The sequence below is a fragment of the Pseudomonas sp. Pme6b genome, from assembly GCF_058129925.1.
In genome coordinates this window covers 1,432,128-1,455,279 of record NZ_CM176704.1, presented here as the reverse complement: position 1 = coordinate 1,455,279, position 23,152 = coordinate 1,432,128, and the positions used below count along the sequence as shown (strand labels likewise).

At 59.1% G+C, this 23,152-nt stretch carries 19 protein-coding genes and 1 other RNA gene; 1 reads left to right on the top strand and 19 read right to left on the bottom strand.

What is annotated here, in order from left to right; genetic code table 11:
* Nucleotides 1–75: 75 nt before the first annotated feature.
* The gene (gene secA / locus AC4ANE_RS06595) at nucleotides 76–2,814 is read right to left on the bottom strand and encodes a preprotein translocase subunit SecA (RefSeq protein WP_460408759.1); all 2,739 of its coding nucleotides are present in this window, start codon (nucleotides 2,812–2,814) and stop codon (nucleotides 76–78) included.
* A gap of 305 nt (nucleotides 2,815–3,119) precedes the next feature.
* On the opposite strand from secA, the gene AC4ANE_RS06590 reads away from it, so the two are divergent.
* Nucleotides 3,120–3,575 (top strand): DUF721 domain-containing protein, encoded by a 456-nt coding sequence (locus tag AC4ANE_RS06590; protein WP_002555039.1) that lies wholly within the window; start codon nucleotides 3,120–3,122, stop codon nucleotides 3,573–3,575.
* A gap of 117 nt (nucleotides 3,576–3,692) precedes the next feature.
* Here AC4ANE_RS06590 and lpxC read toward each other — a convergent pair whose 3' ends face one another.
* The 18 genes from lpxC to rsmI all read right to left on the bottom strand — a co-directional run bounded on the left by lpxC (nucleotide 3,693) and on the right by rsmI (nucleotide 23,138).
* Nucleotides 3,693–4,604 (bottom strand): UDP-3-O-acyl-N-acetylglucosamine deacetylase, encoded by a 912-nt coding sequence (gene lpxC, locus AC4ANE_RS06585; RefSeq protein WP_460408758.1) that lies wholly within the window; start codon nucleotides 4,602–4,604, stop codon nucleotides 3,693–3,695.
* Nucleotides 4,605–4,716: 112 nt separating this feature from the next.
* Entirely contained in the window at nucleotides 4,717–5,904 is a 1,188-nt protein-coding gene (ftsZ, locus tag AC4ANE_RS06580) for a cell division protein FtsZ (RefSeq protein WP_002555041.1), read from the bottom strand.
* Nucleotides 5,905–6,004: 100 nt separating this feature from the next.
* The gene (gene ftsA / locus AC4ANE_RS06575; RefSeq protein WP_002555042.1) at nucleotides 6,005–7,261 is read right to left on the bottom strand and encodes a cell division protein FtsA; all 1,257 of its coding nucleotides are present in this window, start codon (nucleotides 7,259–7,261) and stop codon (nucleotides 6,005–6,007) included.
* 14 nt (nucleotides 7,262–7,275) lie between these two features.
* Nucleotides 7,276–8,145, bottom strand: coding sequence for a cell division protein FtsQ/DivIB (locus AC4ANE_RS06570; protein ID WP_002555043.1), 870 nt, complete (start codon nucleotides 8,143–8,145; stop codon nucleotides 7,276–7,278).
* A gap of 3 nt (nucleotides 8,146–8,148) precedes the next feature.
* A complete protein-coding gene (locus AC4ANE_RS06565) occupies nucleotides 8,149–9,108 on the bottom strand; it encodes a D-alanine--D-alanine ligase (RefSeq protein WP_002555044.1) in 960 nt (319 codons plus the stop codon).
* Nucleotides 9,105–10,565 (bottom strand): UDP-N-acetylmuramate--L-alanine ligase, encoded by a 1,461-nt coding sequence (murC, locus tag AC4ANE_RS06560; RefSeq protein WP_002555045.1) that lies wholly within the window; start codon nucleotides 10,563–10,565, stop codon nucleotides 9,105–9,107. The genes AC4ANE_RS06565 and murC overlap by 4 nt, the downstream gene beginning before the upstream one ends.
* A complete protein-coding gene (gene murG, locus AC4ANE_RS06555) occupies nucleotides 10,558–11,628 on the bottom strand; it encodes an undecaprenyldiphospho-muramoylpentapeptide beta-N-acetylglucosaminyltransferase (protein ID WP_002555046.1) in 1,071 nt (356 codons plus the stop codon). The genes murC and murG overlap by 8 nt, the downstream gene beginning before the upstream one ends.
* Entirely contained in the window at nucleotides 11,618–12,832 is a 1,215-nt protein-coding gene (gene ftsW, locus AC4ANE_RS06550) for a putative lipid II flippase FtsW (RefSeq protein ID WP_002555047.1), read from the bottom strand. Before ftsW ends, murG begins: the two co-directional genes overlap by 11 nt.
* On the bottom strand, nucleotides 12,829–14,175 hold the full coding sequence (murD, locus tag AC4ANE_RS06545) for a UDP-N-acetylmuramoyl-L-alanine--D-glutamate ligase (protein ID WP_002555048.1): 1,347 nt from the start codon (nucleotides 14,173–14,175) through the stop codon (nucleotides 12,829–12,831). The genes ftsW and murD overlap by 4 nt, the downstream gene beginning before the upstream one ends.
* Nucleotides 14,176–14,180: 5 nt before the next feature.
* The gene (gene mraY, locus AC4ANE_RS06540; protein ID WP_002555049.1) at nucleotides 14,181–15,263 is read right to left on the bottom strand and encodes a phospho-N-acetylmuramoyl-pentapeptide-transferase; all 1,083 of its coding nucleotides are present in this window, start codon (nucleotides 15,261–15,263) and stop codon (nucleotides 14,181–14,183) included.
* Complete coding sequence (locus tag AC4ANE_RS06535; RefSeq protein WP_002555050.1) at nucleotides 15,263–16,633, bottom strand: UDP-N-acetylmuramoyl-tripeptide--D-alanyl-D-alanine ligase; 1,371 nt, start codon at nucleotides 16,631–16,633, stop codon at nucleotides 15,263–15,265. Before AC4ANE_RS06535 ends, mraY begins: the two co-directional genes overlap by 1 nt.
* The gene (locus AC4ANE_RS06530; protein ID WP_002555051.1) at nucleotides 16,626–18,089 is read right to left on the bottom strand and encodes a UDP-N-acetylmuramoyl-L-alanyl-D-glutamate--2,6-diaminopimelate ligase; all 1,464 of its coding nucleotides are present in this window, start codon (nucleotides 18,087–18,089) and stop codon (nucleotides 16,626–16,628) included. The genes AC4ANE_RS06535 and AC4ANE_RS06530 overlap by 8 nt, the downstream gene beginning before the upstream one ends.
* Nucleotides 18,089–19,819 carry a peptidoglycan D,D-transpeptidase FtsI family protein gene (locus AC4ANE_RS06525; RefSeq protein ID WP_002555052.1) on the bottom strand — a complete coding sequence of 577 codons (1,731 nt, stop codon included), beginning with the start codon at nucleotides 19,817–19,819 and terminating at the stop codon, nucleotides 18,089–18,091. Before AC4ANE_RS06525 ends, AC4ANE_RS06530 begins: the two co-directional genes overlap by 1 nt.
* Nucleotides 19,816–20,109, bottom strand: a complete 294-nt coding sequence (ftsL, locus tag AC4ANE_RS06520) for a cell division protein FtsL (RefSeq protein ID WP_002555053.1) — start codon at nucleotides 20,107–20,109, stop codon at nucleotides 19,816–19,818. The genes AC4ANE_RS06525 and ftsL overlap by 4 nt, the downstream gene beginning before the upstream one ends.
* Complete coding sequence (rsmH, locus tag AC4ANE_RS06515; protein ID WP_002555054.1) at nucleotides 20,106–21,047, bottom strand: 16S rRNA (cytosine(1402)-N(4))-methyltransferase RsmH; 942 nt, start codon at nucleotides 21,045–21,047, stop codon at nucleotides 20,106–20,108. Before rsmH ends, ftsL begins: the two co-directional genes overlap by 4 nt.
* A 2-nt stretch (nucleotides 21,048–21,049) precedes the next feature.
* Nucleotides 21,050–21,505 carry a division/cell wall cluster transcriptional repressor MraZ gene (mraZ, locus tag AC4ANE_RS06510; protein WP_002555055.1) on the bottom strand — a complete coding sequence of 152 codons (456 nt, stop codon included), beginning with the start codon at nucleotides 21,503–21,505 and terminating at the stop codon, nucleotides 21,050–21,052.
* 308 nt (nucleotides 21,506–21,813) lie between these two features.
* Nucleotides 21,814–22,171: RNase P RNA component class A (gene rnpB / locus AC4ANE_RS06505), an RNA gene on the bottom strand.
* A gap of 97 nt (nucleotides 22,172–22,268) precedes the next feature.
* The gene (gene rsmI / locus AC4ANE_RS06500) at nucleotides 22,269–23,138 is read right to left on the bottom strand and encodes a 16S rRNA (cytidine(1402)-2'-O)-methyltransferase (protein WP_002555056.1); all 870 of its coding nucleotides are present in this window, start codon (nucleotides 23,136–23,138) and stop codon (nucleotides 22,269–22,271) included.
* Nucleotides 23,139–23,152: the final 14 nt, after the last annotated feature.

Below are 23,152 nucleotides of genomic sequence, written 5' to 3'. Positions count from 1 at the left end.
ATCGGTACGGCGATCAATGAAAAAACGCCGCGACGGGCAAGCCGGTCGCGGCGCAGGTATTACACAGTCAAAGGCTTAGTTGATCTGGCCGTGACAGTGTTTGAATTTCTTGCCCGAACCACACCAGCACAGCTCGTTGCGACCCAGCTTCTGGTCGTTGCGAACCGGCTCGGATGCGACGGCCACAGGCGCTTCGCCACCCTCTTCATCCGGCAGCGGCTGGTCGATGCCCGGCGCAGGAGCGTGTTCGAACTGCATACGACTGGCCAGTTCTTCGGCTTCCTGACGCAGGCGCGCCTCTTCTTCCTCTGGATCTTCGCGACGAACCTGAACATGCGAAAGCACACGGATGGTGTCGCGCTTGATCGAATCCAGCAGCTCCTGAAACAGCGTGAAGGACTCGCGCTTGTATTCCTGCTTCGGGTTCTTCTGAGCGTAGCCGCGCAGGTGGATACCGTGACGCAGGTGGTCCATGGTCGACAGGTGATCTTTCCACAGGTCGTCCAGCACGCGCAGGAGGATCTGCTTCTCGAAGGAACGCAGGGCTTCGGCGCTGGCCTGGTCTTCCTTCTCGTTGTACGCCACCAGCAACTGCGCCATGATTTTTTCGCGCAGGCTGTCTTCGTGCAGGTTGTCGTCTTCGTCCAGCCACTGCTTGACGGGCAGTTTGACGGCAAAGTCGGTGTTCAGCGCGGCTTCCAGACCGGCAACGTTCCACTGCTCCGGCAGGGATTGCGGCGGAATATGCTGACTGATGAGATTGTTGAGCACTTCCTCACGGAAGTCAGCGATGGTCTCACCAATGTTCTCGGCAGCCAGCAGCGTGTTACGCATGTGATAGATCACTTTGCGCTGCTCGTTGGCCACGTCATCGAACTCGAGCAATTGCTTGCGGATGTCGAAGTTGCGACCTTCCACTTTGCGCTGCGCTTTTTCGATGGCGTTGGTCACCATGCGGTGCTCGATAGCCTCACCGGACTGCATGCCCAGCGCCTTCATGAAATTCTTCACGCGGTCCGAGGCGAAGATACGCATCAGGCTGTCTTCGAGCGACAGGTAGAAACGGCTGGAACCGGTGTCACCCTGGCGGCCGGCACGGCCACGCAGCTGGTTGTCGATACGGCGCGATTCGTGGCGCTCGGAGGCAATAACGTGCAAGCCACCCGCTTCGATCACCTGCTGATGGCGTTTCTGCCAGTCAGCCTTGATCTGTGCGATCTGCTCAGGGGTCGGATCTTCCAGATTGGCGACCTCTACTTCCCAGTTACCGCCCAACAGGATGTCGGTACCGCGACCCGCCATGTTGGTAGCAATGGTCAAAGCACCCGGACGACCGGCCTGCGCGATGATTTCTGCTTCTTTTTCGTGGAACTTGGCGTTCAGAACCTTGTGATCGATGCCTTCCTGCTTGAGCAGGTTGGACATGTGTTCGGAGGTTTCGATGGTCGCCGTACCTACCAGCACCGGACGGTTCTCTGCAATGCAGGCCTTGATGTCGGTAACGATGGCTGCGTACTTCTCTTCCGCCGTCAGATAGACAAGGTCGTTGAAGTCTTTACGCGCCAACGGCTTGTTCGGCGGGATGACCATGACGGCCAGGTTGTAGATCTGGTGGAATTCGAACGCTTCGGTGTCAGCCGTACCGGTCATGCCGGACAGTTTGTTGTACAGACGGAAGTAGTTCTGGAACGTGGTCGATGCCAGGGTCTGGCTTTCGGCCTGAATGTTCAGGTTTTCCTTGGCTTCGATGGCCTGATGCAGGCCCTCGGACAAGCGACGGCCCGGCATGGTGCGGCCGGTATGCTCGTCGACCAGCAGAACCTGGCCGTCTGCAACGATGTACTCGACGTTGCGGTTGAACAGTTTGTGCGCACGCAGACCGGCATAAACGTGAGTCAGCAGGCCCAGGTTGTGCGCCGAGTACAGGCTCTCGCCTTCAGCCAGCAAACCGACTTCGGTGAGCATTTCCTCGATGAACTGGTGACCGGCTTCGTTCAGCTCAACCTGACGGGTTTTCTCGTCAACGGTGAAGTGGCCCGGTTTGGTGACTTCGCCTTCCACTTCCTCGATATGCTGCTCGAGCTTGGGGATCAGGCGGTTGATTTCGGTGTACAGCTTGGAGCTGTCTTCGGCCTGACCAGAGATGATCAGCGGCGTACGCGCTTCGTCGATCAGAATCGAGTCGACTTCGTCGATTACGGCGAAATTGAGTTCGCGCTGGAACTTGTCGTCCATGCTGAACGCCATGTTGTCGCGCAGGTAATCGAAACCGTATTCGTTGTTGGTGCCGTAAGTGATATCGGCAGCGTAGGCGGCGCGCTTCTCTTCCGGCGGCTGGAATGGCGTGACAATGCCTACGGTCAGGCCGAGGAATTCGTACAGCGGACGCATCCAGTTGGCATCGCGGCGAGCGAGGTAATCGTTCACGGTAACCACGTGAACGCCCTTGCCGGACAATGCGTTGAGGTAGACAGCCAGCGTACCGACCAGGGTTTTACCTTCACCGGTACGCATTTCCGCGATCTGACCTTCGTGCAGGGTCATACCGCCGATCAACTGAACGTCGAAGTGGCGCATGCCCATGACACGCTTGCCCGCTTCACGAGCGACAGCAAAGGCTTCAGGGAGCAATTGATCGAGGGTCTCGTTGGCTATGCGGGCCTTGAACTCTTCGGTCTTGGCGCGCAGTTGCTCGTCCGAAAGGGCCACCATTTGCTCTTCGAAGGCATTGACGATCTGTACCGTCTTGAGCATGCGTTTTACTTCACGCTCGTTCTTGCTTCCAAAAAGTTTTTTCAACAAAGGCGCAAACATATCGACAGGATCTTCCACACATAGGAATGGAGGGCGGCCCCGTGAGTCGCCCGTGCAGCCCAGATGGCCGCATGCGAACGAGCATTCTACCCGGAAACGATGGTGAGGAAAGTGGCGTTATTCCACGATGCTGGCACAGCGCTGTGACGGGGCAGGTTTACAATGGGGCCATTTTCAAGCACTTCAACCCGTTATCCGGGGAAGTTACTCATTGATTTGCATATGAAAGCACGGAAATGCCCTGAAAAGCAGCCGTCAGAACGCTTTCTGTTAAGATGTTCATCTTGTTACCCAGGCATCCCTCCATGGCCTTTCGTCCTCTGAACGCCCGCCCGCCCGCGGTTTTGCTGCGTGAAGCCAAGCCCCTGAAGGCTATATTTCGTCACGCCGAGCGACTCAGCCACTTGCAGCGCCTGCTCGAAAGCCAGCTGCAACCAGCGGCCCGGGAGCATTGTCGCGTGGCATCGTGGCGCGAAGGTACCTTGTTGCTGATCGTGACAGACGGTCACTGGGCCACGCGCCTGCGCTACCAGCAGAAACGCCTGCACCGGCAAATGATGGCCTTCGACGAATTCATCAACCTGACCCGCATTGTGTTCAAGGTGCAGCCGCCTGAAGCGCCACGCGGAGCTGCCACGCACACCATCGACCTGTCTTCGATTGCCGCCGAGAACATTCAGGCCACCGCCGATGGCATCACTGATCCCAAGCTGCGGGCAGCACTTGAGCGGCTTGCCAGCCATGCCAAGGACAAGAAATAACGTCTGAGTGATTTTCGCCAGATCCTCTGCGCAACTGGCTTTGCCCAATGAAGCCGATAAAAAAAGGCCACCCGAGGGCAGCCTTTAAAGAACAAAAGGAAAGAGAGTAAAGCTTGCCTACACGGCCGCGACAGGGCGCATGTAGGAAATAGGTGCCGTACTGGCATCCTCGAAAGTCACCACTTCCCAAGCGTCTTTCTGCTCGATCAACGTGCGCAGGAGACGATTGTTCAGTGCATGCCCCGATTTGAAGCCACGGAACTCACCGATCAGGCTATTGCCCAGCAGGTAAAGGTCACCGATGGCGTCGAGGATTTTGTGTTTGACGAATTCGTCCTCGTAACGCAGGCCGTCTTCGTTCAGTACGCCGTCCTTGTCGACCACGATGACGTTTTCCACACTGCCGCCGAGTGCGAGGTTGTGCTTGCGCAGGTACTCGATGTCACTCATGAACCCGAAGGTCCGGGCACGGCTGACTTCCTTCACGAAGGAAGTGCTGGAAAAGTCCACGCTTGCACTCTGGGTGCGATCACGGAAGACGGGGTGATCGAAATCGATCTCGAAACTGACCTTGAACCCTTCGAAAGGCACGAAAGTAGCGCGTTTACCGCCCTCCTCCACTGTGACTTCACGCAGGATGCGGATGAATTTCTTCGGCGCGTCCTGTTCTTCCAGGCCAGCCGATTGAATCAGGAATACGAAAGGGCCTGCGCTGCCGTCCATGATAGGAACTTCGGAGGCAGAGAGCTCGACGTAGGCGTTATCGATGCCAAGGCCAGCCATGGCCGAGAGCAGGTGTTCTACCGTGTCAACTTTGACATCACCATTGACCAGAGTGGTCGACAGAGTGGTGTCGCCGACGTTTTCCGCACGCGCAGGGATCTGCACGACGGGGTCAAGGTCAGCTCGGCAAAACACAATGCCGGTATTCACAGGTGCGGGCTTGAGGGTCAGGTAAACCTTCTCCCCGGAGTGCAGGCCTACACCTGTGGCACGGATAATATTTTTCAGGGTGCGTTGTTTAATCATGGCATGGGCCGCTTCAGCGCAAGTTGCGAACTGGTATCAACAAAGGCTGGCGATGATAGCAGACCATGCCTTTGCTGAACACCAATCACCCTAATACCCCTGATACATTTCATCAATCGGCCTGACGACGCAGGAAAGCCGGGATATCCAGGTAATCCAGATCATCGTTAGGGTTCATCTTCGCCGCTGCCGTAGCGCCTGCGTGTGCCTGATTGCGCATCACGGTAGGACGGTCCAGATCGCGGTAGTTGACAGAAGGTGCTTCCTGGCGCGACGCCTGCTGGGCAGGAGCCTGCTGGGTGGTCTGCAGCGTGTTGTCGATGACCTTGACCGGCTTCTCGATTTTCGCGCCCAGGCCGGTGGCAACCACAGTCACGTGCAACTCGTCACGCATGTCCGGATCGATAACCGTACCGACCTTGACCATCGCGTGCTCGGAAGCGAACGCTTCGATGATGCTACCCACGTCCGAGTACTCACCCAGCGACAGGTCAGGACCGGCAGTGATGTTGACCAGGATGCCGCGAGCGCCCTGCAGGTTGACGTCTTCGAGCAACGGGTTGCGAATGGCCGCTTCGGTGGCTTCACGCGCACGGTTAGGACCGCTGGCGCAGCCAGTACCCATCATCGCCATGCCCATTTCGCTCATCACGGTGCGGACGTCGGCGAAGTCGACGTTGATCATGCCCGGACGCTTGATGATGTCGGAGATACCGCGAACGGCACCGGCCAGTACATCGTCAGCCTTGGCGAAAGCCGACAGCAGGCTGGCGTCCTTGCCCAGGATGGTCAGCAGCTTCTCGTTGGGGATGGTGATCAACGAGTCGACGCTTTCGGACAGCATGCGGATGCCTTCATCGGCGATCTGCATACGCTTGCGACCTTCGAACGGGAACGGACGGGTCACGACTGCGACCGTCAGAATGCCCATTTCCTTGGCCACTTCAGCAATGATCGGTGCTGCACCGGTACCGGTACCGCCGCCCATGCCAGTGGTGATGAAAACCATGTTGGTGCCCTGCAGAACTTCTGCAATGCGCTCACGATCTTCCAGTGCGGCCTGACGACCGACTTCAGGGTTGGCGCCAGCGCCAAGGCCCTTGGTCACGCCGGTGCCCAGCTGCAGAATGGTCCGCGCGCCGATGTTTTTCAGCGCCTGAGCATCGGTGTTGGCGCAGATGAATTCCACGCCTTCGATGTTGCTCTTGACCATGTGATTGACAGCGTTTCCGCCACCACCGCCTACACCGATAACTTTGATAACCGGGCTTTGCGGGACGTTGTCTACGAGTTCGAACATTTCTCTCTCCTTCCGCTTTCTAGTTAGTTTTGCCTACTGCCTGCCGATATTGCTTTTGAAGCCCTGAATCTGAAGCTGTGAAACTTTTAAACGTTGAAACTTAGAAATTGCCCTGCACCCAACGCTTGATACGCTCAAGCACCGGTGCCTTGGTTTCGTCGCTGTAACTGCTGTTGCCGACCATCCCGGACAGCGAAATGCCGTCCGACTGTTTTTGCAGCCCGTACATCAACAGGCCTACGCCGGTCGAGTAGATCGGGTTGCGCACGACATCAGCGAGCCCTTTGACGCTGTGCGGCACGCCAAGGCGCACCGGCATGTGGAAGATTTCCTCGGCCAGTTCGACCGCACCTTCCATTTTCGCTGTGCCCCCGGTCAGCACGATGCCAGCCGGGATCAGGTCTTCGTAACCGCTGCGGCGCAGCTCGGCCTGGATCAGGGTGAACAGCTCGTCGTAACGAGGCTCTACCACTTCGGCCAGGGCCTGACGCGACAGCTCGCGAGGTGGACGGTCGCCCACACTCGGTACTTTGATGGTTTCACCGGCACCGGCCAGTTTGGCCAGGGCGCAGGCGTAGCGAATCTTGATTTCTTCGGCGTACTGGGTCGGGGTACGCAACGCCATGGCGATGTCGTTGGTGACCTGATCGCCCGCAATCGGGATAACCGCCGTGTGACGAATGGCGCCTTCGGTGAAGATCGCGATGTCGGTCGTACCGCCACCGATATCCACCAGGCACACGCCCAGCTCTTTCTCGTCATCGGTCAGTACGGAATACGCCGACGCCAGTTGTTCAAGAATGATGTCGTCGACTTCCAGACCGCAGCGACGCACGCACTTCTCGATGTTCTGCGCGGCATTCACTGCGCAGGTCACGACGTGAACCTTGGCTTCCAGACGTACACCGGACATGCCCAAAGGCTCACGCACGCCTTCCTGGTTATCGATCACGTAATCCTGAGGGAGGGTGTGCAGCACGCGCTGGTCGGCAGGAATGGCCACCGCCTGAGCAGCATCGAGCACACGCTCCAGGTCCGCAGAACTGACTTCGCGATCACGAATCGCCACGATGCCGTGCGAGTTCAGGCTGCGAATATGGCTGCCTGCAACGCCGACAAATGCCGAGTGAATACGGCAACCCGCCATCAGCTGCGCTTCTTCGATTGCGCGCTGGATCGACTGCACGGTCGACTCGATATTCACTACCACGCCCTTCTTCAGGCCGCGGGAGGGATGGGTACCGATACCCACGATTTCCAGCGAGCCATCGGCCGCGACTTCGCCTACCAGTGCCACCACCTTGGAGGTACCGATATCCAGCCCGACGATCATTTTGCCGCTTTGCACGTTTGCCATGGTCCTGCCTCTTATCAATTCTTCGCGACGGCGGGTTTGTCCGTCGTTGCCGCTGCCTGTTCGCGCCAACCGACCGCAAGGCCGTTGGAGTAACGCAAGTCGACGCGCGCGATATTCGTGATTTGTTCTTTCAGCGTTTTGTCGTAAATCGCGATGAAACGGCGCATTTTTTCGACGAGGTGGTCGCGTCCAAGCAACAATTCGATTCCCGGGCCAGCACTACCGGCGCCTGTCGTCAGGAACCAGCTGCCGCGCTCGCGCAGCTCCAGGCGCACGATGGAGAAGCCCAGCGGGCGCAACATCTGACTCAACACCTGATACTGCTGCATCACCTGCTGCTGGGCCCGCTGCGGGCCAAACAACTGGGGAAGATGTTCGTAATTGGACAGTTCACGCGGCGTGAAAGCCTGCCCCTGGTTATTCAACAGCGCTTCATCACCCCAACGGGCAACCGGCAACTGCTCCTCAAGACGAATCACAACCTGATCCGGCCATACACGACGAACTTCGGCGTGGGCGATCCAGGGCATCTGCTCAAGCTCGGTGCGCATGCCGGTCAGATCGATCTTGAAAAAGCTCGACGCCACATAAGGCGCAATCCGCTGTTGCACAGCCTGCTGGCTGATGTAACTCAAATCGCCCTGCACATTGATGCGGGTAATCGGACGGTCGGCGTACGGCAGCAGACGTTGCGCTGCCTCATAAGTGCCGAAGCCCAGAACCACCAGCAACACAGGCCAGAGCAAACGCTTCAGAAAACTGAAGTTGGCCTTGGGCAGGCGCGCCGACAAGGGCTCCTTGGCCACCATACGGCTGGCGCCGCGCGGCACCGGCTTGTTGCGGCCGGGAGCAGGTGGCTGAGGACGTGTCGACGCGCCGTACATGCCTTACCCTCTCGCCTGAACACTGTCGGCCAGAATCGCCAACACCAGTTGTTGAAAATCCAGACCTGCAGCACGCGCAGCCATTGGCACCAGACTGTGATCGGTCATGCCGGGCACGGTATTCACTTCCAGTAACCAGAACTTGCCTTGTGCGTCCTGCATGACATCCGTGCGCGCCCACCCTGCAATACCGATGGCGTCGCAAGCGCGTGCTGCAAGTTGTTTGAGTTCCTGTTCCTGCGCATCGCCAAGCCCGCAAGGGATCCGGTACTGAGTATCGGACGCCAGGTACTTGGCATCGTAATCATAAAAACTGTGAGGAGTGCCCAGGCCAATGGGAGGCAACACCTGGCCACGCAGAGACGCCACAGTGAACTCAGGTCCCTGAATCCACTGTTCGACTAATACTTGCGAATCGTAGGTACTGGCGGCTTTCCAGGCGGCGATCAATTCATCGACGCTGTTCACCTTTGCCATACCGATACTTGAACCTTCATGGGCCGGTTTGACGATCAAAGGGAAGCCCAGTTCCGTCGCTGCGCAAATACAATCGCTCTCGTTTCCAAGAACAGCATGCAAGGGCGTTGCAAGGCCGAGACTCTGCCAGACCTGCTTGGTGCGCAACTTGTCCATCGCCAGCGCGGAAGCCAGTACACCACTGCCGGTATAAGGGATTTCCAGGCATTCCAACAGGCCTTGCATGCTGCCGTCTTCGCCGCCTCGCCCGTGCAGAACAATGAAGGCACGGTCGATCTTTTCACTGACCAGTCGCTGCAGGAAGTCATCGCCCACATCAATGCCGAACGCATCCACGCCAGCATCGAGCAGTGCCTTGAGCACGGCATTACCCGAGTTCAGGGAGACTGCACGCTCGGCACTCTTGCCACCAAAGAGCACGGCGACACGGCCGAAGCTTTTCGGCTCGAGTGTCGAGCGCAGGGACGGCTGGGCGACGGCTGTCATTTCAGCTTCCCTTCGGTGGGGGCCACTTTGGCACCGGCGAACAGTGGGCTTTTCAGCAGCTGTGGCGCAAGACCAGCGATGTCGCCAGCGCCCTGACACAACAGGATGTCGCCGGCACGCAACAGCGGCTTGACCAGCGGCGCCAGCTCGACACCACGCTCGATGTAGATCGGGTCCAGCTGGCCACGCTGACGAATGCTGTGGCACAGGTTGCGGCTGTCCGCACCAGGAATCGGTTCTTCACCGGCCGGGTAGACTTCCATCAGCAGCAGCACATTGGCGTCTGCCAGCACCTGGACGAAATCGTCGTACAGGTCACGGGTGCGGCTGAAACGGTGTGGCTGGTAAACCATCACCAGACGACGGTCAGGCCAGCCGCCACGCACAGCGTTGATAACGGCAGCGACTTCGCGCGGATGGTGACCGTAGTCATCGACCAGCATCACGTTGCCGCCGTCAACCGGCAGCTCGCCGTAGACCTGGAAGCGCCGACCGACGCCCTGGAACCCGGAAAGGCCCTGAACGATGGCCTCGTCGCTGACGCCCTCGTCGGTGGCGATAGCGATGGTCGCCAGCGAGTTGAGTACGTTGTGATTGCCGGGCATGTTCACCGACACATCCAGCGGCTCGCGGTCGCGGCGCAGTACGGTGAAGAATGTCAGCATGCCGTCCTGACGCACATTGATTGCACGTATATCGGCAGACTCGCTGAAGCCATAGGTCAGCGTCGGACGCTTGACCAGCGGCAGAATTTCACGCACCACCGGATCGTCGATGCACATCACCGCCAGCCCGTAGAACGGCAGGTTGTGCAGGAACTCGACAAAGGTCTTCTTCAGTTTGTTGAAGTCGCCTTCGTAGGTCGCCATGTGATCGGCGTCGATATTGGTGACCACAGCGACCAGAGGCTGCAGGTGCAGGAAGCTGGCGTCGCTCTCATCGGCTTCGGCGATCAGGTAGCGGCTGGTGCCCAGCTGCGCATTGGTGCCCGCCGCGTTGAGACGGCCGCCAATCACGAAGGTCGGGTCCAGGCCGCCGGCAGCGAATACCGAAGCGATCAGGCTGGTGGTGGTGGTCTTGCCGTGCGTACCGGCAACAGCGATGCCGTGGCGATAACGCATCAGCTCGGCGAGCATCTCGGCACGCGGTACGACCGGAATGCGGCGCTCCAGCGCGGTGGCCACTTCCGGGTTGGAGGTGTTGACGGCACTGGACACTACCAGCACGTCGGCACCGATGGTGTTCTCGGCACGATGGCCGATAAAAATCTGTGCGCCGAACGATTCCAGGCGCTCGGTCACGGCCGAGCCCTTCAGGTCGGAGCCCGAGACTTCGTAACCCAGGTTCAACAACACCTCGGCGATCCCGCACATGCCGACACCGCCGATACCGACGAAGTGGACACGACGGATACGGCGCATTTCAGGTTGTGGCATGGCGCGTTGATTCTCAACCATGGGCCACCTCCACGCAGACGTTGACGACGGTGTTGGTTGCATCAGGCTTGGCCAGGCTACGTGCAGTGCGGGCCATGCTGTTCAATTGTTCGGGTTGCATCAAAACCTCTTTCAGGCGTGCTGCCATCTCGGCGGCGCCAGTTATCGCTTGCGGCATGACGAAGGCTGCGCCTTCGCGAGCCAGATAGTCAGCGTTACGTGACTGATGGTCATCAATCGCGTGGGGCAGCGGTATCAGCAACGACGGCAGACCGGCGGCGGCCAGTTCGCTGATGGTCAATGCGCCTGCGCGGCAGACCACCAGATCGGCCCAGCTATAGGCTTGGGCCATGTTCTGGATGAACGGCGCAACCTGCGCCTCGACGCCCACGTTGCGATAACGCTCGGCGGTGACTGCGTCGTGATTCTTGCCCGACTGATGAAACACTTCGGGCTGGATGTCCTGAGGCAACCGGGCCAGCGCCTCAGGCAGCAATTTGTTCAACGGCTCCGCGCCCAGGCTGCCGCCCAGTACCAGCAGACGAGCCTTGCGTCCGGCCAGCGCCTGACGCGGTGTTTCCAGAAACAGTTCGACACGCACCGGGTTGCCGGTGGTGCGGCGTTTGGACGAGGCCGCAAAGGTGTTCGGGAACGCCTCGCACACGCGGCTGGCGAACGACGCCAGGCTGCGATTGGCTGTACCGGCGACGGCATTCTGCTCGTGAATGATCAAAGGTACGCCTGCCAGCTTCGCCGCCAGACCGCCAGGGCCGGTGACGTAGCCACCGAAGCCAACCACGCAGACCGGCTTCACCTGACGCACAACCTTGCGCGCCTGCATCAGGGCCTTGAGCAACATGAAAGGCGCCTTGAGCAGCGACAGCCGGCCTTTGCCACGCAGCCCGGTGACATTGATCAGGTGCAACGTCAGACCGGCCTGCGGGACCAGTTCGTTTTCGATTCCGCGTGGAGTGCCCAGCCAGTGGACCTTGTAGCCACGTGCCTGAAACTCGCGCGCACAAGCCAGCGCCGGGAATACATGCCCGCCGGTGCCGCCAGCCATGATCAGCACATTAGCGTCCATGGGGCGTCTCCTCGGCGAAGTCGCTTTCCTTGAACTCGGCTTCTTCACTGCCCATGTTGTTGCGCGATTCCCACTCGATGCGCAGCAGCAGGCCAAGACTCGCGCAGCAGATCACCAGCGAGCTGCCGCCGTAGCTGAGGAATGGCAGAGTCAGACCCTTGGTCGGCAGCAGACCGACGTTCACACCGATGTTGATCAGGAACTGGCCGATCCACAGGAACGATAGACCGTAGGCCACATAGGCACCGAAGAACTGCTTGGCACGCTCGGCCCACATACCTATGTACATACCGCGAATACTGACAAACAGAAACAGTGCGACGGTGATCAGCGAACCCACCACGCCCAGCTCTTCTGCAAGCACCGAGAACACGAAGTCGGTGTGCGCTTCCGGCAGATAGAACTGCTTCTGCACGCTGTTGCCCAGCCCGACACCGAACCACTCGCCACGACCGAAGGCGATCAGCGCCTGGGTCAATTGATAACCGGAACCGAACTGGTCAGCCCACGGGTCGGTAAAGTTGGTAAGACGCGCCATCCGGTAGGGCTGGGCCTGGACCAGAACAACGACCGACGCCACAGCCAGAACCACCATCAGCGAGAAGCGGAACAGACCGACACCACCGAGAAACAGCATGGCTGCGGCCGAGCCCATCATTACCACGGTCGCACCGAAGTCAGGCTCCATGAGCAGCAGACCTGCCATCGGCAAAAGCACAATGAACGGCTTGAAAAAGCCCATCCAGCTTTCGCGAACTTCCTGCTGCTGACGAATCAGATAGCCCGCAAGAAAGATCACCACAAACACCTTGGCGATTTCCGACGGCTGCACGTTGAACGCGCCGAAGCCGATCCAGCGCATCGAACCGTTTACCTCGCGCCCGATTCCCGGCACCAGTACCAGCAGCAACAGGCCGAACGCGCCAAGCAGCATCATCCAGCCCAGGCGTTGCCAGGTGGCGACCGGAATCATCATGGTCACGCCGCAGGCACCCAGACCGATCAGCAGATAAACCAGGTGACGGGTCATCATGTACAGCGTGTTGCCCGACTGAACTGCAGCAACTTCCGACGAGGCGGAAGTAATCATTACCAGCCCAAGGCCCAGCAGCGCCAGGCAGCCGACCAGCATCGGGAAGTCGAGGTCAATGCCGCGCCCGCTGATCAGTGGCGATGGATAAGGCTTGATCACACCGAAGATCATGACAAGCACTCCACTGCCTGCGCGAACACACGTCCGCGCTCTTCATAATTCTTGAACATGTCCAGGCTGGCGCATGCAGGCGAAAGCAATACCGCATCGCCCCGCTGCGCCAGCTTTGCACTGTGCTCGACAGCAGCCTGGACGGTGTCGACACGCACCAGAGGAACGGCATCACCCAATGCCTGGGCAATCAGCTCGGCGTCGCGGCCCAGTAACACCGCAGCGCGGCAATGCTCAGCGACTGGCGCACGCAATGCGCTGAAGTCAGCGCCTTTGCCATCGCCGCCAGCGATCAGCACCAGCTTGCCGTCGATATCCGAACCCAGACCTTCGATGGCAGCCAGTGCGGCACCGACGTTGGTGGCCTTGGAGTCGTTGTAGTAATGAACGCCGCCATGCTCACGCAGCCACTGGCAGCGATGCTCCAGGCCGGTGAATTCGCGCAGGCTTGCAAGCATCGCATCGGACGGCAGGCCAACCGCATGCCCAAGCGCCAATGCAGCAAGGGCGTTGGCCTGATTGTGAGCACCACGAACTTTCAGCTCACGTACCGGCATCAGGTTTTCGAACTGGAACGCCAGGTATTTTTCGCCGTTTTCTTCACGCAGACCAAAGCCGTGGAAATCAGGCTTGTTGAGACCAAACGTCCAGCAAGGCAGGCCTTCACCGATCAGCGGACGTGACAGCGCATCCTGACGATTGACCACCACTTGCCGCGCGCCACGGAAAATCCGGTGCTTGGCCAGGTGATAAGCCGGCAGGCCGCTGTAGCGGTCCATATGGTCTTCGCTGATGTTCAGCACGGTTGCCACTTCAGCATTGAGCTGGTCGGTGGTTTCGAGCTGAAAGCTGGACAGCTCCATTACGTACAGTTCGACATCGTCGCTGAGCAGGTCCAGCGCCGGAGTACCGAGGTTGCCCCCGACCGCAACGCGTTTGCCTGCAGCGACGGCCATTTCACCCACCAGCGTTGTCACGGTGCTTTTCGCATTCGAACCGGTGATGGCGATGACCGGTGCCTTCGCGTAACGCGCGAACAGCTCGATGTCACCGGACAGCTTGACGCCACGCGCGTGCGCCTGCTGGAGGGCCGGTGTGGCCAGCGCCAGACCGGGGCTGACATACAACTCGTCGGCACGGCAGAGGAAATCCACGTCCAGCTCGCCACAACGCACTTCCACCTGCGGATAGTCACGACGCAAGGTCGCCAGCTCAGGAGGATTCTCCCGCGTGTCGGCCACGGCAAAGGACACGCCCCGGTTCGCCAGGAAGCGAACCAGGGACATGCCACTTTTGCCAAGCCCCACAACAATGCGGAAGCGGTCGGAGACGATCAGGGACACTCGTTCTACCTCAGTTTCAGTGTGGCAAGGCCAATGAGCACCAGAATCACGGTGATGATCCAGAAACGGACGATCACGCGTGGCTCGGGCCAGCCTTTGAGTTCAAAGTGGTGGTGAATCGGCGCCATGCGGAACACGCGGCGACCGGTGAGTTTGAAAGACGCAACCTGAATGACCACTGAAAGGGTTTCCATCACGAACACGCCGCCCATGATGAACAGGACAATTTCCTGACGCACGATCACAGCCATGGTGCCCAGCGCAGCGCCCAGCGCCAGCGCACCGACGTCACCCATGAACACCTGAGCCGGATAGGTGTTGAACCAGAGAAAACCCAGTCCCGCGCCAATCAGTGCACCAGAGAAGACAATCAGCTCACCTGCCCCCGGTACGTAGGGAATCAGCAGGTATTCAGCAAACTTCACGTTACCCGACAGGTAGCAAAATATGCCCAGCGCACCGCCCACCATCACCGTCGGCATGATCGCCAGACCGTCCAGGCCGTCAGTCAGGTTGACTGCGTTGCTGGAGCCGACGATCACGAAATAGGTCAGCACGATGAAACCGATACCCAACGGAATGCGCACATCCTTGAGCATCGGCACGATCAGCGTGGTTTCGGTAGCCGACGGTGCAGTCGTATAAAGGAAGATCGCTGCACAGAGGCCGAATACCGACTGCCAGAAATACTTCCAGCGGCTCGGCAGGCCACGCGAGTTCTTTTCGATCACTTTGCGGTAGTCATCGACCCAGCCGATGGCCCCGAACAGCAGTGTCACCAGCAACACAACCCAAACGTAACGATTGCTCAGGTCAGCCCACAACAGCGTACTGATGCCAATGGACGAGAGGATCAGCGCGCCGCCCATGGTCGGCGTACCCGATTTGGACAAGTGCGACTGCGGACCGTCGTTGCGGACAGACTGGCCGATCTGGCGCATCTGCAAGGTACGAATCATCCAGGGGCCCAGGCACAGCGACAGTGTCAGCGCAGTGAGCACACCAAGGATCCCGCGCAAGGACAGGTACTGAAAGACCGCGAAGCCTTTGTAGAACTGTTGTAAGAACTCGGCCAACAGCAGCAGCATTAATGTTTCTCCAGGCTAGAACCGCACAAGGCAGCCACGACGTTTTCCATCGCAGCGCTACGCGAGCCCTTGATCAGTAAAGTGGTATTAGGGTCCTGCTCGGCGCCCAGCGCCGCGATCAGCTCTGCCTGACTGGCAAAGTGGTACGCATGTTCACCAAAGGCGCTGACGGCATGAGTCATCAACGGGCCGACGGCATACAGCGCCGAGACCTTGCCAGCGGCATAGGCCCCTACGTCGCGATGGCCTTGTTCGGCCCACTCGCCCAGCTCGCCGATATCGCCCAGCACCAGCACGGTACGACCGGTAAAACCGGTAAGGATGTCGACGGCTGCGTTGATCGAGGCAGGGTTGGCGTTATAGGTGTCATCAATGACGCGCGTGCCGTTGCTGGCGATTTGCACAACCGCACGGCCCTTGACCGGCTGCACGTTGTTCAAGCCCGCGACAATGCCTTCCAGCGTCACGCCCAGTGCGCAGGCTGCAGCCGCGGCCGCCAGGGCGTTGGTCACGTTAAGCGCGCCCAACAGATTCAACTGAACCTGGGCGACGCCGAGCGGGCTGTTGATGGTGAAGCCCGGGCAGCCGCGGGCATCATTACTAAGGTCGCTGGCGTGCAGATCCGCCGCAGGGTCAGCCAGTGCGAAGGTCAGAATGTTGCGATTGCCGGCACGCTTGCGCCAGACAGGGAAAGCCTTGTCCTCCAGATTCAGCACCGCGGTGCCGCTGGCATTGAGTCCTTCCAGAATCTCGCCCTTGGCCTCGACAATTTTGTCCGGCCCGCCAAACTCGCCGACATGGGCGGTTCCAGCGTTGGTAATGATGGCAACGTGTGGCTTGGTCAGGCTCACGGTGAAGGCAATTTCGCCCACCCGCGATGCGCCCAGTTCGATGACCGCCGCACTGTGCTCGGGAGCCAGCTCCAGTAACGTCAATGGCACGCCCAGCTCGTTGTTCAGATTGCCACGAGTGGCCAGCACAGTGCCGCGCGTACGCAGGATGCTCGCGAGCATTTCCTTGACCGTGGTCTTGCCGCTGGAACCGGTCATCGCTGCAACCGGCTTGTCGATGAACGCATTGCGGTTCATTGCGCCCAATTGCGCGAGCGCCTTGCGGGTATCGAGCACGACCAGTTGCGGCAGGCTTGCGCCCTGCACTTCGCGCTCGACCAGAGCACCGACCGCACCTTTGGCAGCCACCTGCTCAAGGTACTCATGGCCGTCGAAGCGCGGCCCGGTCAGGGCCACGAACAGCTGGCCCGGCTGGATACCACGGCTGTCGGTGCTCACACCGTCAAAGCTGCAGTCGCCAGCGACCAGACGGGCGTCAAGTGGCACGACCAGTTCGCTGAATGTCATTGACTTAATCATTCGCAGGCCCCCACGCAGCAAGCGCCTTGGCAGCTTCTTGCAGGTCAGAGAACGGATGGCGCTGACCGTCGATCTCCTGATAATCCTCATGCCCTTTACCGGCCAGGACTACGACATCATCGGCATTGGCGCTGGCGATCAACTCGGCAATGGCCTGGCCGCGACCTTCGATGAAGCGCACCTTGTCAGCAGCAGCGAAGCCAGGGCGGATATCGTCAAAAATAATGGCTGGCGATTCGGAGCGCGGGTTGTCGTCGGTGACCCACACACCGTCGGCCAGGCGTTCGACCACTTCAGCCATCAGCGAACGCTTGCCGCGATCACGATCACCGCCGCAGCCGAACAGGCACAACAGGCGGCCTTTGGCGTGCGGGCGCAGTGCCTCGAGGACTTTTTCCAGCGCATCCGGAGTATGCGCGTAGTCGACGACCACCAGCGGCTTGTCGGCACCGCCCAGACGTTGCATGCGCCCGACCGGGCCTTCGAGTTTCGGCAACACCTTGAGAATTTCGTCCAGCGCGTAATCCAGGCCCAGCAAAGCGCCGACCGCAGACAGCACGTTGCTCAGGTTGAAGCGACCCAGCAGGCTGCTGCGCAGGAAGTGCTCGCCCTGAGGCGTGACCAGCGTAGCGCGCACGCCATCGTCATCGAATTTCGCATCGCGGCAATACAGGTAGGCCGAGCTGTCCAGCTGGCTATAGGTGATCAACCGCGACTCTTGCTTGATACCGGCCAGTTCACGACCGAAAGCATCATCCAGATTGATTACCCGGCATTTCAGGTTGGACCACGCAAACAGCTTGGCCTTGGCGGCAGCGTACGCTTCCATGGTGCCGTGATAATCCAGATGATCACGGGACAGATTGGTCAGCACCGCCACATCAAACGCCAGCGCCGTCGCCCGCCCTTGATCCAGCCCATGAGACGACACTTCCATTGCCACTGCGCGCGCACCGGCCTTTTTCAGGTCGGTCAGCGTCGCCTGAACGGCTATCGGGTCGGGCGTGGTATGACGGCCGCTTTGCAACGCGCCGTAGAAGCCTGTGCCCAGCGTGCCGACGATGCCGCAGTGCTGACCCAGTGCATCAAGCGCCTGGGCAACCAGTTGAGTGACGCTGGTCTTGCCGTTGGTGCCGGTAACGCCTACCAGATTCAGGCTGCGGCTCGGATCGCCGTAGAAGCGGCCGGCAATATCGGACAACTGCGCGGCGAGCCCCTTGACCGGGATCAGCGGCACGTCGGTGATCGGCAGAACGGTCGAGCCTTCTACTTCGTAAGCCACAGCCGCAGCGCCACGCTTGAGCGCGTCGGCAATATGCGCACGGCCATCGACCTTGATACCCGGCACGGCCAGAAACAGATCACCCGGACGGACATTGCGGCTGTCGAGAGTCAACTCGCGAATCAAGGGGTCGCGATCGGTGTGAGCGAAAATCTTGCTCAGATTAAAGGCCATCAACCACGCCCTCCTTTGGCTGCCGGTGCTGCATTGACTTGTTCCGGTGGGGCAAGGTTGTCAGGCGTGACGTTCATCAGACGCAACGTACCGGACATGACCTTGCTGAATACCGGAGCCGAAACCAGACCACCGTAGTAACCGCCCTTGCTCGGCTCGTCGATGACCACGACGATGGCATAACGTGGGTTACTCATCGGGCCGAAACCGGCGAACAGGGAACGATAGGAGTTCTCTGCGTAGCCCTTGGTGCCGATGGACGTCTTACGCGCCGTACCACTCTTGCCGCCGACGTGATAGGACGGCACACGGGCGCGATACACACCGCGCGGGTCTTCGATAACCTGCTGCAACATGCCCTGCAAAGTCTTGGCGGTTTTCTCGGGAATGGCCTGGGTCGATTCCGGCTCTTTATCCGTTTTCAAAATGGTCAGTGGCACGATGCGGCCGTTATTGGCCAGCGCGCCATAGGCGTGTACCAATTGCAAAGCGGTAACTGACAGACCGTAGCCATAGGACAGCGTGGCGGTCTCGGCCTTGCGCCACTCGCGATAGTTGGGCAGGTTGCCAACGCGCTCGCCAGGGAAGCCGAGGCCGGTGTACTGACCAAAACCAACGCGTTGCATGGCACGGAAGATCGCTTCGCCGCCCACATCGAACGCGACCTTGCTCATGCCAACGTTACTGGAGTTGATCAGGATGCCGGTCAGATCGAGGATCGGGCCCTCGGTCTTGGTCACGTCACGAATCGTGTACTTACCGATCTGCAGTGTGCCTGGATAAACCTCGACCTTATCGGTGGGCTTCCAGCGGCCACTGTCCAGCGCTGCAGTCATGGAGATCGGTTTCATGGTCGAGCCCGGCTCGAACACGTCAATGATTGCCCGGTTGCGCATGGCAGCAGGCACCATAGTGCGGCGATTGTTCGGGTTATAGGTCGGCTGATTGACCATCGCCAGAACTTCACCGGTCTTGACGTCCATGATCACCATGCTGCCTGCCTTGGCCTCGTTTTCCACGATGGCGTTGCGCAGTTCACGGGTTGCCAGGTATTGCAGACGCAGGTCAATAGACAAAGCCAAGGTCTTTCCGGCCTTGGCATTCTTGCTCACCTGAACATCCTTGATCAGTCGGCCGCGCCGGTCCTTGATAACCTGACGCTTGCCGGGCACTCCCGCAAGCCAGTCGTCATAAGCCAACTCGACACCTTCGCGACCGTGGTCATCAAGGTCGGTAAAACCAACCATGTGCGCGGTAACATCCCCTGCCGGGTAGAAACGGCGGAATTCTTCGATGCCGTAAACGCCAGGGACTTTCAGATCCAGTGCTGCCTGGCCCTGCTCCGGCGTCATGCCACGAACAAGGTAGATAAATTCCTTGGTGGATTGCGATTCCAGGCGATCAGTCAACGCTTTCAGATCCTGCCCGGTAGCCGCTGCGAGCATCGGCCACTTGGACTTATCCTGCTGCATTTCGCGCGGGTTGGCCCACAGCGTCGTCACCGGAGTACTCACGGCAAGCGGCTCGCCGTTGCGGTCGGTGATCAGGCCACGGTGAGCCGGAATCGGGATATGCCGCAGGCTGCGGGCATCGCCCTGCTCCTTGAGAAAGGTGTGGTCGATAACCTGCAGGTCAACGATGCGCCAGCAAATGGCGAGCACAAGGGACACCAGCAGCCCCACGACCACGCGAAAACGCCACGGATAAAGCGCGCCTTCAAGTTTCATCATGGCGCCACCATCCGCACTTCGGCAGCGCTTGGAATGCGCATTTTCAGCTGTTCGGTGGCCAGATTCTCGATGCGGCTGTGTGCAGTCCAGGTGCTCTGCTCAAGGATCAGCCGGCCCCACTCTGCCTGCGCCTTGTCGCGCACGCTCATTTCCGAGTACAGCGAGTTGAGCAGTTGACGATTCCAATGTGCGCTATAGGAAACGCCAATCGCTGAAATCAGGACAGCAATGAACAGCAGCAGCATAATGAAGCTGCCGCCGGGCAAAGGTTTCAGAAACAGACGGCTCACCTGAGCTTCTCCGCTACGCGCATGACAGCGCTGCGCGAACGCGGGTTGGCTTTGGTTTCGGTATCCGAGGCGAATTGAGCCTTGCCGTGAATTTTGATTTTCGGTTCGAACGGTTTGAACTGGATCGGCAGATTGCGTGGCATGTTGTCGGCTTCGCCCTTGGCGAGCTTGCGCATGAACAATTTGACGATACGGTCTTCCAGCGAGTGAAAACTGATGACGACGAGGCGACCACCGACTTCAAGGGCATCCAGTGCGGCTTCAAGACCGGCTTCCAGATCACCCAGCTCGTTGTTCACGTGAATACGCAGCCCTTGAAAGGCTCGCGTTGCAGGATTCTTGCCCTTCTCCCAGGCAGGGTTGGCGACCTTGAGCACTTCTGCCAGATCAGCGGTACGCTCGAAAGGCTGGACTTCACGGCGCGCGACGACGGCATTAGCCATGCGCTTGGCAAACCGCTCTTCGCCGTATTCCTTGAATACGCGGGCAATTTCTTCAGCGGGTGCAGTCGCGATGAACTCGGCAGCGCTCACGCCACGGGTTGGGTCCATGCGCATGTCCAGCGGGCCGTCGTTCATGAAACTGAAGCCGCGCTCGGGGTCATCCAGCTGCGGGGACGAAACGCCCAGATCCAGCAGAATACCGCTGACCTTGCCCGCCAAACCGCGTTCCTGAGCCTCGGATCCCAATTCGGCAAAGCTGCGCTGCACAATGACAAAGCGGCCGTCTTCGGCCGCTAGCGCTTGCCCTGTGGCAATCGCTTGAGGGTCCTTGTCGAACCCAAGAAGCCGACCATCAGGGCCAAGCTGGCTCAATATCAGACGACTATGCCCGCCACGTCCGAACGTGCCGTCCAGATAGCAGCCATCGGCACGCACCGCGAGAGCCTCCACGGCTTCTTCAAGCAGCACGGTGATGTGGGTAAAGCCGCTGTTCATAGTCACAGGATCAAATCACGTAATTCGTCGGGCATAGCGCCAGGTTTTTGAATGGCAGCCAGGTCAGCATCAGCAAGAGCGTTCCAGGCGTCCTCGTCCCACAGTTGAAACTTGTTGAGCTGGCCCACCAGCATTACGCGCTTATCCAGCCTGGCGTATTCGCGCAAGCGTGGCGGCACCAGAAAACGCCCGCTGCCATCGAGTTCCAGATCGACAGCATTACCAATCAAAAGCCTTTGCAGACGACGGTTCTCTTCACGAAACGTCGCCAGATCACGAAGTTTTGCCTCTATCAGCTCCCATTCGGAAAGCGGGTACAGGCAAAGACAGGGATCAACGGCATCAATGGTCACGATAAGTTGCCCGGCACTACGCGAATCCAACTCGTCACGGTACCGGCTCGGCATAGCGAGACGGCCCTTGGCATCGAGATTGATCGCGTTGGCACCACGGAACACAGGCGCATTCTCCGAATTTTAGCTTTTTGCGCTGAAAAAACCCACTTCGTGCCACTTTCTGCCACTTGTGCACACTATAGGAACGCGCCCACCACACCGTCAAGGCACGGTCTTAAGGAAAACCCTTACATTTCGGAGATTTAGGAGAGGCATTGGGTATAAAAGGGTAATTTTACGAACGATCTGACAGATAAATCCCACACAACTCAAATCGTTGCGATTCAAAGTTAATGTGATTTATGAGCTGTAAGATTTTTTTGGTATTACGAGAGGGTTTTGCTGCTTGAAACGAAGGGTGAGAAATAAAGGTGGAGAGTCGATCTGTAAGCCGGGTTCTGTCGAGAACAGTCATTCCTCTACGACGGCCATCACTGGACGTCTTTAGCAACCTACCCGGTTCCAGCGCGGGCCACGCCTAGGAACCCTATTTGGTCTTGCTCCGAGTGGGGTTTACCTTGCCACGAACTGTTACCAGACGTGCGGTGCGCTCTTACCGCACCTTTTCACCCTTACCGGCACCGAAGTGCTTAGGCGGTTATTTTCTGTGGCACTTTCCGTAGGCTCACGCCTCCCAGGCGTTACCTGGCACTCCGCCCTATGGAGCCCGGACTTTCCTCCCCCCCCTGTTGCGGAACAACAAGAGGCAGCGACTGTCCAATCGACTCTCCGCCGCCAAGGTTAGCGGCACATGCCTTCAAGAACAAGCTTTAATAGCACGTGGGGCGCACTTGTCCCCGTTACCCCCCCCTTTAAAGGCAACCCATCATTCCTTCTGTTTCTCCAGTGCCACCTGATAAAGCAGGTTCTTGCGCACGCCGGTTATTTCGGCTGCCAAGGTTGCGGCGCGCTTGAGAGGCATCTCTGCAAGCAGTAAATCCAGTATGCGGCGCGCCTCCTCACCAATGACATCCTCGTCCTCGGGTGGCGTCCAGCCGGCTATCAGCACCACGCATTCGCCACGCTGCTGATTACTGTCAGCCTCGACAAAAGCCCGCAGCTCACCCAAAGGCAGACCCTTGAGCGTTTCAAAGGTTTTGGTTATTTCACGTGCCAGCAAGGCCTGACGGTCGGCACCGAAGACTTGCTCCATGTCTTGCAGACACTCAAGAATCCGGTGCGGCGCTTCATAATAAATAAGCGTGCGCGGCTCTTCCTTTACTCGCTCAAGCTTTGCCTTGCGCCCTGCAGCCTTGGCGGGAAGAAAGCCCTCGAAAATGAATCGGTCCGAAGGCAGCCCGGCCGCAGAAAGAGCGGCGATCAGGGCGCAAGCGCCCGGCACGGGCACAACCGGTACACCTACAGCACGCGCCTGACGTACAAGGTGATAACCGGGATCAGAAATCAGCGGCGTGCCCGCGTCGGAAATCAGCGCCACATCATCGCCAGCCAGCAGACGCGTTATGAACCGACTACCCTCATCACGTTCGTTATGCTCGTGACAGGCGGCCAACGGAGTGGATATCCCGAAGTGCTGCATCAGCCGTGCAGAATGGCGCGTGTCTTCAGCCGCAATCAGCGCGACTTCACGCAACACCTTCAATGCCCGCACGCTCATGTCGTCCAGATTGCCGATAGGAGTCGCCACTACATAAAGCGAGCCCGGAGTGGAATTCGAAACAACCGGAACAGTCAAAACGCAAACCTCAC

What these genes read in the sequence shown, in the direction of transcription:
- secA (WP_460408759.1), bottom strand. Translation starts at nt 2,814, where the DNA reads ATGTTTGCGCCTTTGTTGAAAAAACTTTTTGGAAGCAAGAACGAGCGT.
- AC4ANE_RS06590 (WP_002555039.1), top strand. Translation starts at nt 3,120, where the DNA reads ATGGCCTTTCGTCCTCTGAACGCCCGCCCGCCCGCGGTTTTGCTGCGT.
- mraY (WP_002555049.1), bottom strand. Translation starts at nt 15,263, where the DNA reads ATGCTGCTGCTGTTGGCCGAGTTCTTACAACAGTTCTACAAAGGCTTC.
- AC4ANE_RS06565 (WP_002555044.1), bottom strand. Translation starts at nt 9,108, where the DNA reads ATGACAGCCGTCGCCCAGCCGTCCCTGCGCTCGACACTCGAGCCGAAA.
- AC4ANE_RS06570 (WP_002555043.1), bottom strand. Translation starts at nt 8,145, where the DNA reads ATGTACGGCGCGTCGACACGTCCTCAGCCACCTGCTCCCGGCCGCAAC.
- rsmH (WP_002555054.1), bottom strand. Translation starts at nt 21,047, where the DNA reads ATGAACAGCGGCTTTACCCACATCACCGTGCTGCTTGAAGAAGCCGTG.
- AC4ANE_RS06535 (WP_002555050.1), bottom strand. Translation starts at nt 16,633, where the DNA reads ATGATTAAGTCAATGACATTCAGCGAACTGGTCGTGCCACTTGACGCC.
- AC4ANE_RS06530 (WP_002555051.1), bottom strand. Translation starts at nt 18,089, where the DNA reads ATGGCCTTTAATCTGAGCAAGATTTTCGCTCACACCGATCGCGACCCC.
- lpxC (WP_460408758.1), bottom strand. Translation starts at nt 4,604, where the DNA reads ATGATTAAACAACGCACCCTGAAAAATATTATCCGTGCCACAGGTGTA.
- ftsZ (WP_002555041.1), bottom strand. Translation starts at nt 5,904, where the DNA reads ATGTTCGAACTCGTAGACAACGTCCCGCAAAGCCCGGTTATCAAAGTT.
- murC (WP_002555045.1), bottom strand. Translation starts at nt 10,565, where the DNA reads ATGGTTGAGAATCAACGCGCCATGCCACAACCTGAAATGCGCCGTATC.
- murG (WP_002555046.1), bottom strand. Translation starts at nt 11,628, where the DNA reads ATGGACGCTAATGTGCTGATCATGGCTGGCGGCACCGGCGGGCATGTA.
- AC4ANE_RS06525 (WP_002555052.1), bottom strand. Translation starts at nt 19,819, where the DNA reads ATGATGAAACTTGAAGGCGCGCTTTATCCGTGGCGTTTTCGCGTGGTC.
- ftsW (WP_002555047.1), bottom strand. Translation starts at nt 12,832, where the DNA reads ATGATCTTCGGTGTGATCAAGCCTTATCCATCGCCACTGATCAGCGGG.
- ftsA (WP_002555042.1), bottom strand. Translation starts at nt 7,261, where the DNA reads ATGGCAAACGTGCAAAGCGGCAAAATGATCGTCGGGCTGGATATCGGT.